This window comes from Mesorhizobium sp. RCAM 05099 (genome assembly GCF_059683685.1).
In genome coordinates, this window is record NZ_CM185035.1 from 6,949,888 (window position 1) to 6,969,190 (window position 19,303).

The 19,303-nt window shown below is 65.0% G+C and carries 13 protein-coding genes; 6 read left to right on the forward strand and 7 right to left on the reverse strand.

Going from position 1 to position 19,303, the window contains the following annotated elements; all coding sequences use genetic code 11:
- Nucleotides 1-63: 63 nt before the first annotated feature.
- The gene (locus tag AC56QQ_RS34370; RefSeq protein ID WP_489859161.1) at nt 64-867 is read left to right on the forward strand and encodes an isocitrate lyase/PEP mutase family protein; all 804 of its coding nucleotides are present in this window, start codon (nt 64-66) and stop codon (nt 865-867) included.
- 9 nt (nt 868-876) lie between these two features.
- Here the strand turns inward: AC56QQ_RS34370 and AC56QQ_RS34375 are convergent, their stop codons facing one another.
- Together AC56QQ_RS34375 and AC56QQ_RS34380 are read right to left on the reverse strand one after the other, a co-directional pair.
- Entirely contained in the window at nt 877-1,575 is a 699-nt protein-coding gene (locus AC56QQ_RS34375; RefSeq protein WP_497129231.1) for a sulfate transporter family protein, read from the reverse strand.
- A gap of 87 nt (nt 1,576-1,662) precedes the next feature.
- On the reverse strand, nt 1,663-2,547 hold the full coding sequence (locus AC56QQ_RS34380) for an EamA family transporter (protein WP_497124974.1): 885 nt from the start codon (nt 2,545-2,547) through the stop codon (nt 1,663-1,665).
- 270 nt (nt 2,548-2,817) lie between these two features.
- Here AC56QQ_RS34380 and AC56QQ_RS34385 point away from each other — a divergent pair, with 270 nt between their 5' ends.
- Nucleotides 2,818-3,810, forward strand: a complete 993-nt coding sequence (locus AC56QQ_RS34385; protein WP_256749085.1) for an adenosine kinase — start codon at nt 2,818-2,820, stop codon at nt 3,808-3,810.
- A 343-nt stretch (nt 3,811-4,153) separates the two neighbouring features.
- Nucleotides 4,154-4,867, forward strand: a complete 714-nt coding sequence (locus tag AC56QQ_RS34390) for an antitoxin Xre/MbcA/ParS-like domain-containing protein (RefSeq protein ID WP_497124976.1) — start codon at nt 4,154-4,156, stop codon at nt 4,865-4,867.
- Between the two features lie 138 nt (nt 4,868-5,005).
- Here the strand turns inward: AC56QQ_RS34390 and AC56QQ_RS34395 are convergent, their stop codons facing one another.
- Both AC56QQ_RS34395 and AC56QQ_RS34400 read right to left on the reverse strand, forming a co-directional pair.
- Nucleotides 5,006-6,097: a diguanylate cyclase domain-containing protein gene (locus AC56QQ_RS34395; RefSeq protein WP_497124977.1), complete on the reverse strand. Its 1,092-nt coding sequence runs from the start codon at nt 6,095-6,097 to the stop codon at nt 5,006-5,008.
- Nucleotides 6,098-6,286: 189 nt separating this feature from the next.
- Nucleotides 6,287-8,566 carry an NADP-dependent malic enzyme gene (locus AC56QQ_RS34400; protein ID WP_497124978.1) on the reverse strand — a complete coding sequence of 760 codons (2,280 nt, stop codon included), beginning with the start codon at nt 8,564-8,566 and terminating at the stop codon, nt 6,287-6,289.
- Between the two features lie 256 nt (nt 8,567-8,822).
- On the opposite strand from AC56QQ_RS34400, the gene mutS reads away from it, so the two are divergent.
- Entirely contained in the window at nt 8,823-11,510 is a 2,688-nt protein-coding gene (gene mutS / locus AC56QQ_RS34405) for a DNA mismatch repair protein MutS (RefSeq protein WP_497129234.1), read from the forward strand.
- Here mutS and AC56QQ_RS34410 read toward each other — a convergent pair whose 3' ends face one another.
- The 3 genes from AC56QQ_RS34410 to AC56QQ_RS34420 form a co-directional block, all read right to left on the reverse strand.
- The gene (locus AC56QQ_RS34410) at nt 11,511-12,356 is read right to left on the reverse strand and encodes an aldo/keto reductase (RefSeq protein WP_497124980.1); all 846 of its coding nucleotides are present in this window, start codon (nt 12,354-12,356) and stop codon (nt 11,511-11,513) included.
- A 90-nt stretch (nt 12,357-12,446) separates the two neighbouring features.
- Nucleotides 12,447-12,836 (reverse strand): CopM family metallochaperone, encoded by a 390-nt coding sequence (gene copM / locus AC56QQ_RS34415; protein WP_497124981.1) that lies wholly within the window; start codon nt 12,834-12,836, stop codon nt 12,447-12,449.
- Between the two features lie 43 nt (nt 12,837-12,879).
- The gene (locus tag AC56QQ_RS34420; protein WP_497124983.1) at nt 12,880-15,390 is read right to left on the reverse strand and encodes a heavy metal translocating P-type ATPase; all 2,511 of its coding nucleotides are present in this window, start codon (nt 15,388-15,390) and stop codon (nt 12,880-12,882) included.
- Nucleotides 15,391-15,581: 191 nt separating this feature from the next.
- On the opposite strand from AC56QQ_RS34420, the gene AC56QQ_RS34425 reads away from it, so the two are divergent.
- Both AC56QQ_RS34425 and AC56QQ_RS34430 read left to right on the forward strand, forming a co-directional pair.
- Complete coding sequence (locus tag AC56QQ_RS34425; protein WP_489859155.1) at nt 15,582-16,385, forward strand: glycosyltransferase family 25 protein; 804 nt, start codon at nt 15,582-15,584, stop codon at nt 16,383-16,385.
- 91 nt (nt 16,386-16,476) lie between these two features.
- Nucleotides 16,477-19,278: a [protein-PII] uridylyltransferase gene (locus AC56QQ_RS34430; RefSeq protein ID WP_497124985.1), complete on the forward strand. Its 2,802-nt coding sequence runs from the start codon at nt 16,477-16,479 to the stop codon at nt 19,276-19,278.
- Nucleotides 19,279-19,303 lie beyond the last annotated feature (25 nt).

Sequence of the window (19,303 nt, forward strand, 5' to 3'; positions counted from 1 at the left end):
TGCCCGGCCGAGGACGGCAGGATAAATTCCGCTCCACCACACCGCACATGATGGGAAACTACCATGGACAAGGGCAAGATCTTTCGTGACCTGCATGCCTCGACCTTCGTCATGCCCAATCCCTGGGACGTCGGCACGACGAAGTTGCTGGGCTCGTTCGGCTTCAAGGCGCTGGCGACGACCAGCGCCGGCTTTGCCTTTTCGCGCGGCCTGCCGGATGGCGCCGTGACCTTCGAGGCGATGATCCACCATTGCCGCGAGGTGACGGCGGCGACCAGCCTGCCGGTTTCCGCCGATCTCGAACGCGGCAAGGGCGACAGCGCCGAGCAGGCCGCCGAAACCATCTTCGCGGCGGACGCGGCCGGCCTTGCCGGCTGCTCGATCGAGGACCACACCGGCGACCCGGACAAGCCGATCTATGATTTCTCGCACGCGGTCGAGCGGGTCGCGGCGGCGGCGGAGGCGGCACGGGCGCTGAAGCACGATTTCGTCTTCACGGCGCGCGCCGAGAATTTCCTGTGGGGCAAGTCCGATCTCGACGACACCATCAAGCGGCTGCAAGCCTTCGAGAAGGCCGGCGCCGATGTGCTCTATGCGCCAGGCATCGGCGACGTCGAGATGGTCCGCACGGTCTGCTCGGCGGTCGGCAAGCCGGTCAACGTCATGGCGAGACCGGGCTTCACCATCGCCGATCTTGCGATGGCCGGGGTCAAGCGGATTTCGCTCGGGCCGTGGCTGACCAATTTCGCCTATGGCATGCTGGAGACGGCGGCGCGTGAGATCCAGCAGGACGGCACGTTCGGCTTCACCCGCGCCGCCATGCCGTTCGGCAAATTGCAGGCGCTTTTCGCTGAACCCGTCGCCTGACGCTTGCGGTCACTGGCGGCTTGCGCGGGCCGATATCGCCTTGTGCAGATGCACCATCATGGCAGCGGCGAACAGTGGCGTCACCAGGTTGAGCAGCGGCACGGCGAGGAAGGCCGATATGACCAACCCGGCGAGAAACACCGTGCCGGCATAGTGCCTGCGCAAGGCCCTGGCCTCTGCCTCCGGGCGAAAGCGCATGGCGGCGAATTCGAAGAACTCACGCCCGAGCAGATAGCCGTTGACGATGAAGAAGGCGGCGATGTTGATGCCGGGTACCAAAAGAAGCAGCAGGGCGACGATGTTGCCGAGGATGACGACGCCCAGGAATCTCATCGACAGCACCAGCGACCGCAGCGCCGGCATGGCGCGTCCCGGCAGATCGTCGGGATAGTCGGTCTGTTCGACCACTTCGGCGACATCGTCGAGAAACAGGCCGGCGATAACGGCCGTCACCGGCGCGATGAGCAACGCCATGGCGAAGGCAAGGGCGATGGCGGCGATGATGCCGCCCAGCCAGCCGGCCCAGGAGGGCATGCCGGGCAACAGCGCGTGGAGCCATGGCAGGGCCAGCCACTCGACAAGACTGGTCAAACTGAACCAAAGGGCGACCAGCGCCAGCAGGGTCAAGCCCAATGTCTTGAGGAACACGGCACGAAACGGAGGCGAGAGCAGCTCAAGGGCCGCAGTGCGAGCAGCGTCGAAAATCACCGTGCTTGAACCCCAGGTCAACGGACACCGCCGAGCGGGCGGACGCTCCCGAGATAGGCAGCGCAGGACGCGAGCACAAGCCAATGGCTATCGAGCGAGTACCGGTTTGCGCACTGGGATGGTCATCGCCGCTACGCCTGCGACAACAAAGGCCATTCCCAGCCATGCCGTCGAACCCAGGCTTTCGCCGAGGAAGAGGGCGCCGATGCCGACACCAATCGGCACGCGCAGATAGGCTTGCGACGTCGTGCCGACCGAGCCCAGCGTGTGGATCAGGCGGAAATAAATGACGAAGGCCAATGCGGTCGAGAAGACGGAAAGGCCGAGCAAGGCCAGGATCGACGCCGCCGACGGTGCCAGCGTCCATGGCTGGTCAACCACAAGGCTGAGCGGCACGAGCATGATTGCGCCGCAGAGCATCGAGCCGGCCGCCGGGAGCATCGGATCGAGGCCCTTGAAGCCGCGGCCGAAGATCGCCGCACCGGCATAGCAGATCGTTGCCGCGACGATGGCAAGCTGCGCCCAGAGCTGGTGACCGAGACCACCCAGCGCCTCGGTGCCGATGATGAGGCAGATGCCGGCTATGCCGGCGCCGACGCCAAGCAGCTTGCGCAACGTCACTGGCTCATGGCGGGTGATGAGCGCGGTCAACAGGAAGGTGAAGATCGGCGAGGTGGCATTCAGGATGGTGGCAAGGCCGGCGTCGACCGAGCGCTCGGCCGCGGCGATCAAGGTGAACGGCACAACACTGTTGAGGCAGGCCTGGAAGGCGAAACGGCGCCAGCTTGCAACATCGCGCGGCATGGCGAGGCCACGCCAGCGGATGATGGCGAGCAGGATACCACCCGCGATCAAGGTGCGCGCGGCAATGAACGTGACCGGCGGGATCGTCTCGACACCGATCTTGATGAAGGTATAGGACGCGCCCCAGAGCACCGCCAGAACGGCAAGCAGTGCCAGCTCGGTCGTCATGTCATTCTTTGTCGGCCTGTTCTTTGTAGACATGGGGGCTGGTTCGCCTTGGGACGTGATCGGCTGAACAAGGCTTGTAAGCGACGCGGCGATGGAATGTTTCGGCCACGGTCGAATTGTCGTAGCGCCTGGCGTGTCGCGCTCCAGGGTCCGCCGTTCGCGGACCGGAATCACCCGAATATCAGCACACCCTAGGCAAACCCGTTGCGAATCGCTACACCCGCGCCCGGCCGGTGTGGAAGCCGGCTCGGGTTCTTGGCGGAGACTTTGATGCCGGATTATGACGTGCTTTGCATCGGCAATGCCATTGTCGACATCATCGCCCAGTGCGACGAGGAATTCCTCGAGACCAACGGCATCATCAAGGGCGCGATGAACCTCATCGACACCGAGCGCGCCGAACTGCTCTACAGCCGCATGGGCCCAGCGATCGAAGCGTCCGGCGGCAGCGCCGGCAACACGGCGGCCGGCGTCGCCAGCTTCGGCGGACGCGCCGCCTTCTTCGGCAAGGTCTCCAGCGACGCGCTCGGCGAAATCTATGCCCATGACATCCATGCGCAGGGCGTTGCCTTCGACACCAGGCCGCTCAAGGGCGAGCCGCCCACGGCGCGCTCGATGATCTTCGTCACCCCTGACGGCGAACGCTCGATGAACACCTATCTCGGCGCCTGCGTCGAACTTGGGCCGGAGGATGTCGAGGCCGACAAGGCCTCGGGCGCCAAGGTCACCTATTTCGAGGGCTATCTGTGGGACCCGCCGCGCGCCAAGGAAGCGATCCGGCAGACGGCGAAACTGGCGCACGCGGCCGGCCGCGAAGTGTCGATGACGCTGTCGGATTCGTTCTGCGTCGACCGCTACCGGGACGAGTTCCTCGACCTGATGCGCTCCGGCACCGTCGACATTGTTTTCGCCAACAGCCACGAGATCAAGTCGCTCTACCAGACATCGTCGTTCGACGAGGCGCTGGCGCAGATCCGCAAGGATTGCAAGATCGCCGCCGTGACGCGCTCTGAAAAGGGCTCGGTGATCGTGCGCGGCGACGAGACCGTGGTCATCAAGGCGACCTCGATCAGGGAGCTGGTCGACACGACAGGCGCCGGCGACCTCTACGCCGCCGGTTTCCTGCACGGCTACACGCAAGGCCGCGACCTCAAGACCTGCGGCGACCTTGGCTCACTGGCGGCCGGACTGGTGATCCAGCAGATCGGCCCAAGGCCACGGCAGAATTTGCGTCGTGAGGCCGAGCAGGCGGGGTTGTTGTAGCTTTAGTGTCGTCTTAGCGAGAGCCGGGGTTTGCCGGGTCCCCGCTGCTTCGCAGCGTCCCGGCGTTCGCCGGCCTTTCATCGTGCCACTGGCACGATGAATTCGCCTGCGGCGAACCGGCTGCTCACCGTCGCGCAGCTGTCACACATCGCACCTACACGAAATCGAGGCCCCGCGACTGACATTTCGGGGCACCATAGCCAGTTGGGGTGTCAAAAAATGCAAGACAGCAAGCTGTCGGGCGGCTGCATCCGTTGCCGCTGCGATTTCGGCTTTCCGCACTGACGTTCAACATTCGGCCGCAGCTGAGGGAGGAGCGCGCGCGGCCCAAAAAGACAGATGCATGAACAGATTCCAGACCCAGTCGACCGGCATCGGGCAGGACGAATTCGCGGATATGGTCGCGGAGAGAGTCGAACGCGCGCTTGCCCACTATGACGAGGCCATCAACAAGCCCACCATGGTCTCGGTCGGCAAGATCGCCGGCAGCATAGCTTCCGCCGTCACCCTGCTGTCGCCAAAGCACCAGCGCGCCATCGACGCCATCCATGCCGATCTTCCCGGCCTGGCGTCGAAGTTCGTGCGCGCGCTGGCGGCGGAAGCCGCGCGTCGCAGCGAGGCCGGTACCGCGACAAGCCAGCCGGCGGCATCGCTGGCGGATATCGATGGGCCTGTTTCTTCATCCCCGCGCGGCCAGTCCGACGACCTCGAATCGATGCTGATCGAGGACTGGGCCGGGCGGGTCGCCGGCTCGACCTATCTGGAAGAGAACCTGCGCATCGCCCGCTCGACATTGCACCGCTGGCAAAGGCGGGGCGAAGTCGTCGCCTTGCGCAAGGGCGGCCGCAAGCACGTCTTCCCGCTGGCGCAGTTCGTCGACGGCAGGCCAGTGGCGGGTCTCCGCGAGGTGCTATCCCTGATCAGCAATCCGAGGCTCGCGTGGCTGTGGCTGACCCGCCCCTCGGCGCAACTCGACGGCCGCATTCCGATCGACCTGCTGCGGCAGGATCAGGTCGACGATGTGGTGCTGGCCGCGCGTGTATTCGCGCCGGATTGAGTGCCTTGAGGCCTGGGCAGACGCCAAATCGGGCCCGGCCGGCATCAAGCGGTTCCGCGAGTGGCTGCTGGGGTAATCGCCGGGCACAGGCAGGCGATAAGGCTGGTTCAAGGGCTTTTGTGCACGCCCTTGATGGCGCTAGGCCGTCTTGCGAATCGGGTGGCGAGGCCGGGACGATGGCTGTTGCGGCGCCATTTCCCTGGCGGTGACCAGACGGTTGCGGCCACTCTTTTTGCCGATGTACATCAGCCGGTCGGCGAGCGCGATCAGCGCTTCGGAATCGGTGGCTTCCGCCGGATACATGGCGACGCCAACGGTGCAGCCGACCTGGATGGCGCCATTCGGCGTCGGAACCTTGATCCGCAATCTTTCCAGGATGCGTTCGGCGACGCGCACGGCCTTCTGCTGTGCCAGATCGGCATCGCCGGAGAACAGGAAGGCGAACTCGTCACCGCCGAGCCGGGCCACGAAATCGGCGCTGCGCAGGATCGAGCGAAGCTGGCTCGACACGCGCTGCAGCAGCGCATCGCCGGCCTCGTGGCCGAGCGTGTCATTGACTTCCTTGAACCGGTCGAGGTCGATGAACAGGAGACCGGCCGCCTCGCCGGTGGCGCCGCAGCGGGCGACCACCGATTTGAGTTCGTCGTGGAAGGCGCGCCGGTTGGGCAGGTCGGTCAAGGCATCGTGGTTGGCCGAATGGTCGCTTTGCTGCTTCGCCACCTCGATCTCGCGCTTTTGCGCCGAGAGTTCCTCGTTGGCTGCCTTCAGATCCAGGAGCAGCTGGGCGTTGAGGTCCTCGACAACCTTGCGGTCGCTGATGTCGACGACGAAGCCTTCCAGGAATTCGAGTTCGCCGGCATCGTCCCAGACACCGCCGCCAATCTCGCGAACCCAGAGCGGTTCGCCGACCCTCGGCACGATGCGGTAGTCGACGTTCCAGTTGCAACGCGCCTCGAGCGCGGCGTCGACGGCGGCATAGACCGCAGCGAGGTCGTCCGGGTGGATAGCAGAGACATAGTCGCGCACGGCGTTGTGCACGAAATCCGTGGGCGGAAAGCCGCTGACCGTGAAAACGCCATCGCTGATATAGAGCATGGTGTAGGATGCATCGTTGCGACAGCGGTAGAGATAGCCGTCCATGCGGCCGGTGATGCTGAGCAGGGCGTCCAGCCGCTCGTCGTGGTCGGCTCCCAGGCCGACCGTGGATACAGGAACTCCGTCATGCTTCATGGCCGCACCCCCATTTGGCGGTCTGAGCGCGCCGTAGATGCCGTTACGGCAAGTCGGCAAGAGGTTCCCTATATCAGTTGAATCTTATCAATCCCTTATGGCTGAGGTCCGACGGCGTTCGGGCGCTGCCTGGTCGAAAGCCAGATCGTTGGCTTTGGCTGGCTATTGGTCCGCCGCACGGACCGTTCCTCAAGTCCCCGCCGTATACGCCGCGATCGCCGCCATGTTGACGATGTCCGAGTCCTTCGCATTCAGCGAGACGATCTGAACCGGCTTGTTCAAGCCAACTAGCAGCGGGCCGATGACCGTCGAGCCGCCGAGTTCCTGCAGCATCTTGGTCGAGATCGAGGCCGAGTGGAACGCTGGCATGATCAGCACGTTGGCCGGGCCGGTCAGGCGGATGAACGGATATTGCGCCATGGCGCGGGCGTTGAGCGCGACGTCGGCGGCCATTTCACCGTCATACTCGAAATCGACGCGGCGCTTGTCGAGGATGCGCACGGCTTCCTGGACGCGCTCGGAGCGTTCGCCCTGCGGATGGCCGAAGGTGGAATAAGCGAGCATGGCGAGCCTCGGCTCGTAGCCCATGCGGCGGGCGAAGCCGGCCGCCTCCTCGGCGATGTCGGCGATCTGTTCGGCGTTCGGCATGTCGTGCACGGCGGTGTCGGCGACGAGCACGGTTCTGCCCCGCGCAAGCACGATCGACACACCGATGACGCGGTGGCCGGGCTTGGCGTCGATGACGCGGCGGATGTCGTCGAGCGCGGTGGAATAATTGCGGGTGACGCCGGTGACGATGCCGTCGGCGTCGCCCAGCGCCACCATGCAGGCGGCGAAATGGTTGCGGTCGTTGTTGATCAGCCGCTGGCAATCGCGGAACAGGAAGCCCTTCCGCTGCATGCGCTCGTAGAGATAGTCGGTGTAGATCGAGTTGCGGCGCGACAGCCGGGCATTGATGATCTCGATGCCTTGTTTGTTGAGGTCGATGCCGGCGTGCTTGGCGTTTTCCTTGATGACGTCGTCGCGGCCGAGCAGGATGGCGGTGCCGAGCCGCTGGTTCACATAGGAGACGGCGGCGCGCATCACCTGCTCCTCCTCGCCCTCGGCGAAGACGACGCGCTTGGGCTGACGGCGCACACGGTCGTAGATGCGCTGCAAGGTCGAGGCGATCGGGTCGCGGCGGGCGGACAGCTCCTGCGCGTAGCGGTCGAGGTCGAGGATCGGCTTGCGGGCGACGCCTGAGTCCATCGCAGCCTTGGCCACCGCGATCGGGATGGCCGAGATCAGGCGCGGGTCGAACGGCACCGGGATGATGTAGTTGGGACCGAATTTCGGCCGGTTGCCCTGATAGGCGGCGGCGACGTCATCGGGCACGTCCTGGCGCGCAAGTGCTGCCAGTGCGTGGGCGGCGGCGATCTTCATGTCGTCATTGATGGTGGTGGCCCGCACATCCAGCGCGCCACGGAAGATGTAGGGGAAGCCGAGCACGTTGTTGACCTGGTTCGGATAATCCGAACGTCCGGTGGCCATGATGGCGTCGGTGCGGATCTCGGCCACTTCCTCGGGCGTGATCTCCGGGTCGGGATTGGCCATGGCGAAGATAATCGGGTGCTTGGCCATCGACTGCACCATGGCCGGGGTCAGCGCGCCCTTGGCGGAAAGGCCGAGAAAGACGTCGGCGCCGTCGAGCGCCTCGGCCAGCGAACGCGCCTCGGTCTTGATCGCATGCCCCGACTTCCACTGATTCATGCCTTCGGTGCGGCCCTGGAAGACGACGCCCTTGGTGTCGCACAAGGTGATGTTTTCCGGGGCGAAGCCCATCGCCTTCAGCAATTCGATGCAGGCAATGCCGGCGGCACCGGCGCCGTTGCAGACCATCTTGGTGGTCTTCATGTCGCGGCCGGTGATTTCCAGCGCGTTGATCAGGCCGGCGGCCGAGATGATCGCGGTGCCGTGCTGGTCGTCGTGGAAGACCGGAATGTCCATCAGCTCGCGCAGGCGCTGCTCGATGATGAAGCACTCCGGCGCCTTGATGTCCTCGAGGTTGATGCCGCCGAAGGAGGGGCCGAGGAAGCGCACGCAGTTGATGAACTCGTCGGCATCCTCGGTATCGACCTCGAGGTCGATGGAATCGACATCGGCGAAGCGCTTGAACAGCACCGCCTTGCCTTCCATCACCGGCTTGGAGGCCAGCGCGCCGAGATTGCCGAGGCCAAGGATGGCGGTGCCGTTGGAAATGACGGCGACCATGTTGCCGCGCGTCGTGTAGTCGAAGGCGCGGCTGGGATCCTCGGCGATGGCGCGCACCGGCACGGCGACGCCCGGCGAATAGGCGAGGCTGAGGTCGCGCTGCGTCGCCATCGGCTTGGTGGCGACGATCTCCAGCTTGCCGGGGCGACCCATGGCGTGGAATTCGAGCGCTTCCTGCGCGCTGACGGACGGACCGTTGTTCTCGGTTTTCCTGGCCATGATGTTCTTGATTTCCTCGCCTTATGCAGCACCTCCTTGAAGCGGGTGCCTTGTGTCGTTCCGAATTAAGACCACGCGCCGCCGCGTGTAAACCGCCAGCGCTCGGGAATCGCAGCCCGAAGGTCAAATGCAAGCAAGCGACAGCCTCGGTCGTCCCCTGTTTTTCGACGCTCCGGCATTAAACCGCGCCATCACATCTGCTAGCGTGCCGCGCATGAACATGCACACCCCGAACGAGCCCGACGCTCCCGAGGCGATGACGTCATTGCCAACGGCCACTGCCGCCGTCACGCCGATGATGGAGCAGTTCATCGAGATCAAGGCGGCGAACCCGGATTCGCTGCTGTTCTACCGCATGGGCGATTTCTACGAGCTGTTCTTCGACGACGCCGAGAAGGCGAGCCGGGCGCTGGGCATCGTCTTGACCAAGCGCGGCAAGCACCAGGGCCACGACATTCCTATGTGCGGCGTGCCGGTGCATGCGGCCGACGACTATCTGCAGAAGCTGATCGGCCAGGGATTCCGCGTCGCCGTCTGCGAGCAGATCGAGGATCCGGCCGAGGCCAAGAAACGCGGCGGCAAATCGGTGGTGCGCCGCGACGTGGTGCGGCTGGTGACGCCGGGCACCATCACCGAGGACAAATTGCTGGCGCCGTCGGAATCGAGCTTCCTGATGGCGCTGGGGCGGGTGAAGGGCGGCGCCGAACACTCCTTCGCCCTAGCCTGGATCGACATCTCGACCGGGGCCTTCCGCGTCACTGACACCACCGCCGACCGGCTGCTGGCCGACATCTTTCGTGTCGATCCGCGTGAGCTGATCGTCGCCGAGCCGGTGTTTTACGATGCGGAGCTGAAGCCGGTGTTCGACGTGCTCGGCCGCGTCGCCAACCCGCAGCCGCCCTCGCTGTTCGATTCGGCCTCGGCCACCGGGCGCATCGCCCGTTTCTTCGAGGTGGCGACGCCGGACAGCTTTGGCGCCTTTTCGCGCGCCGAACTGTCGGCGATCTCGGGCGCCATCGCCTATGTCGAGAAGACGCAGAAGGCCGAGCGCCCGCCGCTGTCGCGGCCGGAGCGCGAGGAGCAGGGCTCGACCCTGTTCATCGACCCGGCGACACGCGGCAATCTGGAACTGCTGCGCACGCTGTCGGGCAGCCGCGAGGGTTCGCTGTTCAAGGCGATCGACCGCACGGTGACCGGCGGCGGCGCAAGACTGCTCGCCGACCGGCTGATGGCGCCGCTGACCGACCCGACGGCGATTGGCGCGCGCCTCGACTCGGTGTCGTTCTTCCGCTCAGAGACGCGGCTGTGCCAGGCGGTGCGGTCGAGCCTGAAGAGCGTTGCCGACATGCCGCGCGCTTTGTCCAGGCTGGCGCTTAACCGTGGCGGCCCGCGCGACCTCGGCGCGCTGCGCGCCGGCTTCGAGGCGGCAGCAGCCATCGCCGAGATCTTTGCCGCGGCCACCCTGCCCCAGGAACTCACGGCGGCACTTGCCGCCATTCATGCGCTGCCCCAGGCGCTTGCCCAGCATCTGATGCAGGCGCTTGGCGAGGAACTGCCGCTGCTCAAGCGCGACGGCGGCTTCGTGCGCGGCGGCTACCATGCCGATCTCGACGAGATGCGGGCGCTGCGCGATGAATCGCGCAAAGTGATCGCCGGGCTGGAGCGCTCGCTGATCGACGAGACCGGCATCCGCTCGCTGAAGATCCGGCACAACAATGTGCTCGGCTACTACATCGAGGTGACCGCCAACCATCACGCGGTGATGACCGGCAGCGATGGCGCCAAGGCGCGCTTCATCCACCGCCAGACCATGGCCAATGCCATGCGTTTCACCACGACCGAACTCGCCGAACTCGAGACAAAGATCGCCAATGCCGCCGACCGGGCGCTCAGCATCGAGCTGGCCGCCTTCGACGCGCTTACGGCGGAAGCGGTCGGCGAAGCGGAAAAGATCCGCGCCGGCGCCGATGCGCTCGCCGTGCTCGATGTGTCGGCGGCGCTCGCGCTTCTGTCCGAAAGCGAGGCCTGGTGCCGGCCGGTGGTGGATTCCAGCCTCGCCTTCGAGATTGCGGGCGGGCGGCATCCAGTGGTCGAGCAGGCACTGCGCCGCTCCGGCGAAGGCCCGTTCGTCGCCAATGATTGCGACCTGTCGCCGGAGGCGAGCGCGAAAAACGGCGCGATCTGGCTTTTGACCGGCCCCAACATGGGCGGTAAATCGACCTTCCTGCGGCAGAACGCGCTGATCGCCATCTTGGCCCAGACCGGCTCCTTCGTGCCCGCGACGTCAGCCCATATCGGCGTCGTCGACCGGCTGTTCTCGCGCGTCGGCGCCTCCGACGATCTGGCGCGCGGCCGTTCCACCTTCATGGTCGAGATGGTCGAGACAGCGGCGATCCTCAACCAGGCCGGCGAACGGGCGCTGGTGATCCTCGACGAGATCGGCCGCGGCACCGCCACCTTCGACGGCCTGTCGATCGCCTGGGCGGCGGTCGAATACCTGCATGAGAAGAACCGCTGCCGGGCGATCTTCGCCACGCATTTCCACGAAATGACATCGCTGGCCGGCAAACTGGCGCGGCTCCACAACGTCACCATGCGGGTCAAGGAATGGGAAAACGACGTCGTCTTCCTGCATGAGGTTGGCAAGGGTGCCGCCGACCGCTCCTACGGCGTGCAGGTGGCGCGGCTTGCCGGGCTGCCGGAGGCGGTGGTCGACCGAGCCAAGGAAGTGCTGCATCAGCTGGAAGAAGGCGAGGTTTCCGGCAAGACCAACCGGCTGGTCGACGACCTGCCGCTGTTTTCGGTGGCGGTGAAGCGCGAAGCGCCGAAGCCGGCGAAGAGCGACGCGCTGGGTGCGGCGCTTGGCGACATCAATCCCGACGAGATGACGCCAAGGGAAGCGCTGGAAGCGCTGTACCGGCTGAAGGGCCTGGCGGGGAAATAGTCAGATCATCTCCAGCCCGCGCTTGCGGGTCGGTGGCGGGAAGGCACGGTCGAGATCGGCAATATCCTGCGGCGCAAGCCTGATGTCGAGCGCGGCAACGTTCTGGCGGACGTGGTCCTGGCTGCTGGCCTTGGGGATGGCGATGACGCCGTCCTGGTGCATCACCCAGGCAAGCGCGATTTGTGCCGGCGTCGCATTGTGGCGGACGGCAACGGCTTCGAGCCTGGCATTGCGCGCCAGCGCGCCCTGCTCGACCGGCGAATAGGCCATCAGCGGAATGCCACGCTGGCGGCTCCAGGGCGCCAGATCGAACTCGACGCCACGCCGGACCAGATTGTAGAGCACCTGGTTGGTCTGGACGTTGGCGCCTGACGGCAGCAATGCCAGTTCCCGCATCTCGTCGGTATCGAAATTGCTGACGCCCCAGTGGCGGATCTTGCCGGCGTTTTTCAAAGCCTCGAAGGCCGCGACCGTCTCCGTCAACGGCACACTGCCCGGCCAATGCAGCAGGTAAAGATCGATGCGGTCGGTGCGCAGGCGCCTCAGGCTGTTCTCGCAGGCGCGCTGGACGCCCGCGCGCGAGGCGTTGGACGGCAGCACCTTTGAGACCAGGAAAGTCTCGGCGCGGCGCCCGGCAATGGCCTCGGCCACCACCTCCTCGGCGCCGCCACTGGCATACATTTCGGCGGTATCGATCAGCGTGACGCCGAGGTCGAGGCCGAGCCTCAGGGCGTTGATCTCATCGGCGCGACGGCGGGCATCCTCGCCCATCTTCCAGGTGCCCTGACCGAGAATGGGGACGGCTTCGCCGGAAGGCAGCGTGGTGGTTCTGATGATCGATGGCATGGCGGGGCTCCGGTTCGGGCCTGATCGCATCACAGCCCCGGCGAGAAATCCAGTGAGAGTTCTCCCTGGATTTCGCCATCGGCGGAAGGCTCACTTCACAGGATGAGCCGCAAGCCAGTCCTGCATCTGCTTGATCTCGGCTTCCTGCGCGGCGATGACCGCCTCGGCCAGTTTGCGGATTTCCGGGTCCTTGCCGTTGACCAGTTCGACCTTGGCCATGTCGATGGCACCCTGGTGATGCGGGATCATGCCCCGGACGAAGTCGACATCGGCATTGCCGGAATATTCGATCATCATGTCGCCATGCATCTTGTCCATCGCCGCCTTGTAGGCGTCGGTCGAGGGACTGTCCGCGCCCATCGCCATGCCGGCCATGTCGTGTTTCATTTCCTCGCTCTGCGCCGGAACACTTTCGAGGAAGACGGCAAGCAGCATTCCGGCCGCCATCAGCAACAGCACGAGTTTTTTAGCCAAGGTCATTCATGGTCTCCTGTTGGGTGGATTTCGTATTTGGGGGCTTTGCTCAGAGTTTCAACGTTCTCAGCCGCAATGCATTTGCGATCACCGACACCGAGGACAGGCTCATCGCCGCCGCCGCCAGCATCGGCGACAGAAGCGTGCCGGTGAGCGGATAGAGCACGCCGGCGGCAACCGGCACGCCAAGCACGTTGTAGAGGAAGGCGAAGAACAGGTTCTGGCGGATGTTGCCGATCGTCGCCCGTGCCAGCGTGCGCGCCCGCACGATGCCGTTGAGGTCGCCCTTGACCAGTGTGATGCCGGCGCTCTCGACAGCGACATCGGCGCCGGTGCCCATGGCGATGCCGACATCGGCGGCGGCAAGTGCCGGTGCATCGTTGACGCCGTCACCCGCCATGGCGACGCCGGCGCCCCCGGCGCGCAGTTCCTCGACGAGCGCTGCCTTCTGTTCCGGCAACAGGCCGGCGCGGACCTCGTCGATGCCGAGGCTTCTAGCGATCGCGTGGGCCGTGCGCTCATTGTCGCCGGTCGCCATGATGATCCTCAGTCCGCTGTCATGCAGCGCCTTGATCGCCTCGGCCGTGGTTGACTTGACCGGATCGGCGACGACAACGATGCCGGCCAGCCTCTTGCCGACGGCAACGAACATCACGGTCTTGCCCTCGGCCTGCAGCGTCTCGGTCCTGGCTGCGATGGATGCGGTGTCGATGCCGAGATCGGCCATCATCGCCGCGTTGCCGAGCGCGACCTTCTGTCCCGACACGGTGCCGGAAACACCCTTGCCGGTGACCGCCTCGAAATCGCTGGCCTCAGTGATCGTCAGGCCACGGGCGCCAGCCCCCTCGACGATCGCCTCGGCAAGCGGATGCTCCGAGCCTTTCTCCAGAGCGGCGGCAAGCGCCAGCAGTTCATTCTCGACCATGCCCTCGACAGCGACGACATCGGTCAATCGCGGCCGGCCTTCGGTCAAGGTGCCGGTCTTGTCGACGATCAGCGTGTCGACCGAGGCAAAGCGCTCGAGCGCCGCCGCTTCCTTGATCAGCACGCCGGCATGCGCCCCGCGCCCGGTGGCGGTCATGATCGACATCGGCGTGGCGAGGCCGAGCGCGCAAGGACAGGCGATGATCAGCACCGACACTGCCGAAACAATGGCGAAGATCAGGCTGGGCTCCGGTCCGAAGATCGCCCAGGCGGCGAAGGCCACGAGCGCGACAAGAACGACGGCCGGGACAAAGTAGAACGACACGCGGTCGGCCAACCCCTGGATCGGCGCACGCGAGCGCTGCGCCTTGGCGACGAGCTCGACGATGCGCGCCAGCGTGGTCTCGGCGCCGATCCGGTCGGCACGCATGATCAGCGAGCCGTTCTTGTTGAGCGTGCCGCCGGTCAGCGCATCGCCTTCAGCCTTTTCGACCGGCAACGGTTCGCCTGTGATCATCGATTCGTCGACCGAGGAACGGCCGTCCAGAACGGCGCCGTCGACCGGCACGGCGTCACCGGGGCGAATGCGCAAACGGTCGCCGGCCTTGACCGCGTCGAGCGGCACGTCGCGTTCCGAACCGTCGGCGGCGATCAGCCGTGCGGTCTTCGGCGCGAGATCGAGCAAGGCACGGATCGCTGAGCCGGTCATTTCGCGGGCGCGCAGCTCCAGCACCTGGCCAAGGAAGACCAGCGCGACGATGACCGCGGCGGCCTCGAAATAGACCGGCACCGCGCCACCATGGCCACGAAACTGATGCGGGAAGAGATCTGGAAACAGCGTGGCGACGACGCTGTAGAGATAGGCCGCGCCGACACCGAGCGAGATCAGCGTCCACATGTTGGGGCTGCGGTTGAGGATCGAATCCCAGCCGCGATGAAAGAAGGGGAAGGCGGCCCAAAGCACCACCGGACTTGCCAGGACCAGTTCGATCCAGACCTTTGTCCGATCCTCGACCAGGCCTCCAAACGTCAGGCCGATCATGGGCGCCATGGCCATGATCAGAAGCGGGAGAGACAGGGCCGCGCTCACCCAGAACCGCCTGGTGAAATCGACCAGCTCGGGATTTGGCCCTTCATCGCCTGTCGGCACGCCCATCGGCTCCAGGGCCATGCCGCAGATCGGGCAGGAGCCGGGCTTGTCGCGGATGATCTCGGGGTGCATCGGGCAGGTGTATTGCGTACCCTTGGGCATTGGCTGCGGCGCCGGCCCGGCGCCGAGATATTTCTGCGGTTCGGCCTCGAATTTCGCCTTGCAGCCGGCGGAGCAGAAATAGAAGCCCTGGCCTTCGTGACGGACAAAGTGCTTCGCCGTGGCGCGGTCGACACTCATGCCGCAGACCGGGTCGGTGGCCGTCAGGAATTTCTCCGGCTCGGCGACAAATTTCGTGCGGCAGCCTTCGCTGCAGAAATGATAGAGGTGGCCGCCATGCTCGGCGCTGGGCTTGCCGGCCGCCGGATCCACGGTCATGCCGCAGACAGGGTCGCGCACTACGCCCGTGTCGCCGACTGCGATTTTCGCCTCACAACAGCCGCCCTGTGCGCCATGCGTGTGATGATCGTGATCTGAATGCGCCATTTGGAAGTGCCTCGATGCCTCTGCTCAATGCTGGAGGTAGTGCTTCCAGTAACTGGAAGGTCAAGGGCTGTTTTGATTTTTCGCATTTCGGGTAGCGCTCGCGCGATTCGCCCAGAAAAAGCCCATATCTCGTAGCGCAGCGTGTGCTAATAGATCCCGATCTTCCAACAACGCGGCCGATCCCGTAGACAATGAAATGTCTGGTCATCAACCTCGATCGGTCTCCAGACCGGCTCGCCCATATCACGGCGGAGTTTGCCCGCATCGGCGTTGCCTTTGAACGAATCGTCGCAATCGATGCCCGTGACCATCCCGACCTGGTGCTGCAGCCACAGCATGCGATGTACGCCATCCGACGCTTGTCCCGCAGCGAGATCGCCTGCATGCACAGCCATCGCGCCTGTTGGTCGATCATCGCGCGGGACGACGCCCCCTACGGCGCCGTCTTCGAGGATGACATGGTGTTTTCCGCGAAAGCCGGTGCCTTGCTGGCTGATACCGGCTGGATTCCGGCCGATGCCGATGCCATCAAGCTCGAAACATTCTTCAGCAAAACCATGATCCAGCGGAAAAAGACTTCCGTTGGTCGCGGTTTTTCCGTGTTCAGGCTTCGCAGGAGCCATATGGGAACCGGCGGCTACGTCCTCTCAAGGCAGATGGCACGCGATCTCCTGGAAGCAACCGCGCAGGCCAACGCCGCGGCCGACGATCTCGTCTTCAACCCGGCGTTCCCGACTTCGGGCAGCAAGACGATCTACCAACTCGTTCCCGCGCTCTGCGCGCAGGACCAATTCGTGGACGACAGGCTGCCAAGCCTGCTTTCCGAGGAACGGGACGCCGAATGGGTCGCGAGCGGGCTGACCGTAAAGCGCAAAAAGCCGATCGCCGAGAAAATAAGGATAGAGACCAGGCGGATCGCCGAGTGGATCATCGATTTCTGCAGGCTGCGGCAATATAGGGTCATCCCGCTCGATCCGCCCGAGGCGGAGGAATAGGCGGCTTGCCGCGCCTGCCCGCAGGCCCCATACCCAGCGCCGTGAAAACGCGCTATAGACGCCGCCCAAAAGGCAAGGCCAACCGGTACCTATGGCGAAAATCTCCCTGAAGCTCGATGAACTGATCGACGGCGAAGCCTTGCGCCGCGAGATGGCCGCGCTTACCCGGGCCACTGCCGGGGACGGCTCGGGACAGGCCGCACGCAGCGGTGTGCTCCAGCTTCTCAAGGGGCGGCTGGCGGACGGGCGCGCCATTGCCGAACGCATGCTGAGGGACGACGGCGGCGGCAGCGCCTGCTCGGCGCGGCTGTCGCACCTCATGGACGAGATCATCCGCGCCCTCTACGATTTCGCCGTCACGCATGTCTATCGGGTCAAGAACCCCTCTTCGGCGGAGCGCATGGCCGTTATTGCGGTCGGCGGCTATGGCCGCGGCACGCTGGCGCCCGGGTCCGACATCGACCTGTTGTTCCTGCTGCCCTACAAGCAGACGCCGTGGGGTGAGCAGACCGTCGAATACATGCTCTACATGCTGTGGGATCTCGGGCTCAAGGTTGGCCACGCCACCCGCAACATCGACGAATGCCTGCGCCTGTCGCGCACCGACATCACCATCCGGACCTCGATCCTCGAGGCGCGTTTCCTGTGGGGCGAGCTCAAGCTCTACGACGAACTGATGCAGCGCTTCGACCATGAGGTGGTGCGCACGACTGGCCCCGAATATGTCCAGGCCAAGCTTGCCGAACGCGACGACCGCCATGCCAAGGCTGGTGAAAGCCGTTATCTCGTCGAGCCCAACGTCAAGGACGGAAAAGGCGGCCTGCGCGACCTGCAGACCCTGTTCTGGATCGGCAAGTATTTCTACCGGGTGCGCACCGGCGAGGAGCTGGTCGACAAGGGCGTCTTCACCGAAGGCGAATACCGGGAGTTCCAGAAGGCCGAGGATTTCCTGTGGGCGGTGCGCTGCCACATGCATTTCCTCACCGGCAAGGCCGAGGAACGGCTGCATTTCGACATCCAGCGCGAGATCGCCGAGCGGCTGGGTTACACCAGCCATCCCGGGTTGTCGGCGGTCGAACGCTTCATGAAGCACTACTTCCTCGTGGCCAAGGATGTCGGCGACCTGACCCGCATCTTCTGCGCCGCGCTCGAGGAAGAGCAGGCCAAGCATGTGCCGGGCTTCAACCGCATCTTCCTCACCTTCTCACGGCGCAAGCGCAAGCTTGCCGGCACGTCGGACTTCATTGTCGACAACCACCGCATCAACATCGCCGACGACCAGGTTTTCCAGCGCGATCCGGTCAATCTGCTGAGGTTGTTCTGGTTCGCCGACAAGCACGGTCTGGAATTCCATCCCGATGCGCTGAAGCTGTTGACCCGCTCGCTCGGCCTGGTCAACAAGTCGCTGCGGCGCGACGAGGAGGCCAACCGGCTCTTCCTCGACATCCTGACCTCGGATCGCAACGCTGAACTCAACCTGCGGCGCATGAACGAGGCCGGGCTGCTGGGCAGACTGATCCCGGATTTCGGCAAGATCGTCGCCATGATGCAGTTCTCGATGTACCACCACTATACGGTGGACGAGCATCTGATCCGCTGCATCGGCGTGCTGGCGGAGATCGAGCGCGGCGACGGCGAAAAGATCCACCCGCTGTCGCACACGCTGATTTCGGGGCTCAGGAAGAGCCGCGAGGCGCTTTATGTCGCCGTGCTCCTGCATGACATCGCCAAGGGCAGGCCGGAGGACCACTCCGAGGCCGGGGCCAGAATCGCCCGCCGTATCTGTCCGCATATGGGTCTTTCGGCCGCCGACACCGAAACGGTCGCGTGGCTGGTCGAACATCATCTCGTGATGTCGATGACGGCGCAGACCCGCGACCTCAACGACCGCAAGACGATCGAGGACTTCGCCTCGATCGTGCAGTCGGTGGAGCGGCTGAAGCTGCTCTTGATCCTGACCGTGTGCGACATCAGGGGCGTCGGACCGGGTGTCTGGAACGGCTGGAAGGGCCAGTTGCTGCGCACCCTCTACTACGAGACCGAACTGCTGTTGACCGGCGGGTTTTCGGAAGTGTCGCGCGCCCAGCGGACGGCGGCGGCGCGCGAGCGTCTGGCCGAGGCGCTCGCCGACTGGCCGGACAAGGCGCGCAAACGCTATGTCGGCCTGCACTATGAGAACTACCTGCTGACCGTCGATCTCGCCGACCAGTTGCGCCATGCCGAGTTCATCCGCGAAGCCGACGTGGCGGGCAAAAAGCTGGCCACCATCGTCAAGACCCACCAGTTCGAGGCGGTGACCGAGATCACCGTGCTGGCGCAGGACCATCCCCGCCTGCTCTCGGTTGTCGCCGGGGCCTGCGCCGGAGCCGGCGGCAACATCGTCGACGCCCAGATCTTCACCACGTCGGACGGCCGCGCCCTGGACACCATCCTGATCTCCCGCGAGTTCGACCGCGACGAGGACGAGCGCCGGCGCGCCGAGCGTGTCGGCCGGCTGATCGAGGACGTGCTGTCGGGCAAGAGCTGGCTGCCGGAGATGATCGAGAAGCGCACCAAGCCGCGGCGCGGCGCCAAGGTGTTCAAGATCCCGCCGCGCGCCGAAATCCGCAACACGCTGTCGAACCGTTTTTCGGTCATCGAGGTCGAGGGGCTGGACCGGCCCGGGCTGTTGTCGGAGATCACCGGAACGCTGTCCGACCTGTCGCTCGACATCGCCTCGGCCCACATCACCACCTTCGGCGAGAAGGTCATCGACACCTTCTATGTCACCGATCTCACCGGCCAGAAGATCGACAGCCCGGCACGCATCGCCACCATTCGCAACCGGCTGATGACGACGCTCGAAGGCATCGCGCCCGAGCGCGGCGGCAAGGCCAAGGCGGCCGCCGAGTGACGACCACAATCCACTTCTCCCCATC

Excerpts from the sequence above, each read along its gene's own strand:
- AC56QQ_RS34370 (WP_489859161.1), top strand. The coding sequence starts at position 64 with ATGGACAAGGGCAAGATCTTTCGTGACCTGCATGCCTCGACCTTCGTC.
- AC56QQ_RS34380 (WP_497124974.1), bottom strand. The coding sequence starts at position 2,547 with ATGACGACCGAGCTGGCACTGCTTGCCGTTCTGGCGGTGCTCTGGGGC.
- AC56QQ_RS34385 (WP_256749085.1), top strand. The coding sequence starts at position 2,818 with ATGCCGGATTATGACGTGCTTTGCATCGGCAATGCCATTGTCGACATC.
- AC56QQ_RS34390 (WP_497124976.1), top strand. The coding sequence starts at position 4,154 with ATGAACAGATTCCAGACCCAGTCGACCGGCATCGGGCAGGACGAATTC.
- AC56QQ_RS34395 (WP_497124977.1), bottom strand. The coding sequence starts at position 6,097 with ATGAAGCATGACGGAGTTCCTGTATCCACGGTCGGCCTGGGAGCCGAC.
- AC56QQ_RS34400 (WP_497124978.1), bottom strand. The coding sequence starts at position 8,566 with ATGGCCAGGAAAACCGAGAACAACGGTCCGTCCGTCAGCGCGCAGGAA.
- mutS (WP_497129234.1), top strand. The coding sequence starts at position 8,823 with ATGACGTCATTGCCAACGGCCACTGCCGCCGTCACGCCGATGATGGAG.
- AC56QQ_RS34410 (WP_497124980.1), bottom strand. The coding sequence starts at position 12,356 with ATGCCATCGATCATCAGAACCACCACGCTGCCTTCCGGCGAAGCCGTC.
- copM (WP_497124981.1), bottom strand. The coding sequence starts at position 12,836 with ATGACCTTGGCTAAAAAACTCGTGCTGTTGCTGATGGCGGCCGGAATG.
- AC56QQ_RS34420 (WP_497124983.1), bottom strand. The coding sequence starts at position 15,390 with ATGGCGCATTCAGATCACGATCATCACACGCATGGCGCACAGGGCGGC.
- AC56QQ_RS34425 (WP_489859155.1), top strand. The coding sequence starts at position 15,582 with ATGAAATGTCTGGTCATCAACCTCGATCGGTCTCCAGACCGGCTCGCC.
- AC56QQ_RS34430 (WP_497124985.1), top strand. The coding sequence starts at position 16,477 with ATGGCGAAAATCTCCCTGAAGCTCGATGAACTGATCGACGGCGAAGCC.